Here is a 2,528-nt window from a genome sequence, read left to right on the forward strand (position 1 = left end):
GACATCGAGCAGTCGTATGGCGGCATGGCGCAACGGATGCGGCTGAACAACGATCAGCTGACCAAGGTGCTCGAGAGCAAGGGCATTCGCCCCGATACGCTCAAGCAGCGCATCAGGGCCGACATGGTCTGGACCAGCCTGGTCCGCGGCCGCTTCAAGGAAAGCCTGCAGGTTGGCGAAAAGGACGTCGCCACCGCGGTCAAGGAGACCGGCGAGGCCGCCGACGCAGAAGCTTTCGAGTACAGGATGCAGCCGATCGTTCTGATCGTGCCCCGCGGCTCGCCGCAATCCGAGTTCGAGAGCCGCCGCAAGGAGGCCGACTCCCTGCGCGAGCGCGTGACCAGTTGCGAGGAAGCCAACACCTACTTCAAGTCGATGCGCAACGCCGCGATCCGCGAGATCGTCGTGAAGACCTCGGCGGACCTGCCGCAGTCGCTGCGCGACATCCTGGACAAGACCCCGGTCGGCCACCTCACCCCTCCCGAACTCACCAAGCAGGGCATCGAGATGGTCGCCCTCTGCGGCCGGAAGGCAACCACCGTGGACACGCCCAAGAAGCGTGAAATGCGGGACAAGATGTACGTGCAGAAGTACGAAGCGAAGTCGAAGGCCTACCTGCAGGAAGTCCGAAAAGCCGCGATGATCGAATATCCAGGCGGGCGGTGATCGACTATCGTTGACGCATGGCTCAACCTCTCGCACTGACATCCGGCGAGCCCGCAGGCATCGGCCCCGACATCACGCTCGCCGCATGGCTGCGCCGCCGCGAACTCGATCTCCCGCCGTTCTACCTGCTTGGCGACCCCGCCTCGCTGGCCGAGCGCGCCAAGACGCTCGGGCTTGCGGTGGAGCTTGCCGAGGTCAGCACTGAAGAGGCGTCCGCGGCGTTTGAACGGGCCCTCCCCGTCGTTGCGACCGGCAAGGCGGCGACGGCGCGACCGGGCCAGCCCGACGGGACCAGCGCAGAGGCCGCGCTGGCGTCGATCCGTCAGGCCGTCGCCGATGTCGCTGCCGGCAAGGCCAGCGCCGTCGTCACCAATCCGATCGCCAAGAACGTGCTGTACCGCGCCGGCTTCCGTCATCCCGGCCACACCGAATTCCTCGCCGAGCTCGCCGCACGCGGCGGGGCCGCGCCGCAGCCGGTGATGATGCTGTGGTCGCCGGCGCTCGCCGTCGTCCCGGTGACGATCCATGTGTCGGTCCGCGAGGCGCTGGCGCAATTGTCGACCGATCTGATCGTGTCGACCGCGCGGATCGTGGTCGCCGATATGAAGGCGCGGTTCGGCCTCGCCTCGCCGCGGCTTGCCGTCGCCGGCCTCAACCCGCATGCCGGCGAAGACGGCACGCTCGGCATGGAAGATGTCGAGATCGTCGCGCCCGCGGTCGACATCCTGTGCCGCGACGGCATCGCCGTCCGCGGCCCGCTGCCGTCCGACACCATGTTCCACGCCGCCGCGCGCAAGACCTATGACTGCGCCATCTGCATGTATCACGACCAGGCGCTGATCCCGATCAAGACCGTCGCGTTCGAGGACGCCGTCAACGTCACGCTGGGGCTGCCCTTCGTCCGCACGTCGCCCGATCACGGCACTGCATTCGACATCGCCGGTACCGGCAAGGCCAATCCCTCGAGCCTGATCGCCGCGCTGCGGCTCGCCGCGCGGATGGCCGCGGCGTCAAGCTGAGTGAGCGCGATCGACGATCTGCCGCCGCTGCGCGACATCATTCGCGAGCATTCGCTGTCGGCGCGCAAATCGCTCGGCCAGAATTTCCTGCTCGATCTCAATCTCACCGCACGCATCGCCCGCGCCGCGGGCCCGTTGGAAGACTCGACCGTGATCGAGGTCGGGCCCGGCCCCGGCGGCTTGACGCGCGCGCTGCTCGCGATGGGCGCCAAGCGCGTGATCGCGGTCGAGCGCGACGAGCGTGCGATCGACGCGCTGGGCTATATCGTCAAGCGCTACCCCGGCCGCATCGAGATCGTGCATGGCGATGCGCAGCATTTCGATCCGCGTCCCTTGCTCGATGGCGGCAAGGCCAAGATCGTCGCCAACCTGCCCTACAACATCGCAACGCAGCTTTTGGTCGACTGGCTGTCGATCGAGCCGTGGCCGCCCTGGTACGACACCATGGTGCTGATGTTCCAGCGCGAGGTCGCCGAGCGCATCGTCGCGCATGAGGACGAGGAGGCCTATGGCCGGCTCGCGGTGCTCGCCAACTGGCGCGCCGAGACCAAGATCCTGTTCGACATCTCGCCCGCAGCCTTCGTGCCGCAACCGAAGGTCACGTCATCGGTGGTCCGCCTGATCCCGCGCACCGCGCCCGAGCCGTGCGACCGCCGCATGCTCGAGCAGGTCGCCGCAGCCGCGTTCGGCCAGCGCCGCAAGATGCTGCGCCAGAGCCTGAAATCGCTGTCGGTCGATCCGGCGCGGCTTGCTGCCGCAGCCGATATCGACGCGACACGCCGGGCTGAAACCATTCCGGTTTCGGGCTTTGTTGCCATGGCGAGGGAATTGGCCGATATACGG

Annotated in this window: 3 protein-coding genes; all 3 read left to right on the forward strand. The window is 67.4% G+C overall.

Annotation, left to right across the window (positions count from 1 at the left end; genetic code table 11):
* On the forward strand, window positions 1-666 hold a 666-nt coding region (locus QMZ05_RS40665), incomplete at its 5' end, for a peptidylprolyl isomerase (protein WP_353705866.1).
* A 17-nt stretch (window positions 667-683) separates the two neighbouring features.
* The gene (pdxA, locus tag QMZ05_RS40670; protein WP_353705867.1) at window positions 684-1,685 is read left to right on the forward strand and encodes a 4-hydroxythreonine-4-phosphate dehydrogenase PdxA; all 1,002 of its coding nucleotides are present in this window, start codon (window positions 684-686) and stop codon (window positions 1,683-1,685) included.
* Window positions 1,686-2,528, forward strand: an 843-nt coding sequence (gene rsmA, locus QMZ05_RS40675; protein WP_353705868.1) for a 16S rRNA (adenine(1518)-N(6)/adenine(1519)-N(6))-dimethyltransferase RsmA, incomplete at its 3' end; no start/stop codon positions are given.

This window comes from Bradyrhizobium sp. INPA03-11B (genome assembly GCF_040446015.1).
Classification (GTDB): Bacteria; Pseudomonadota; Alphaproteobacteria; order Rhizobiales; family Xanthobacteraceae; genus Bradyrhizobium; species Bradyrhizobium macuxiense_A.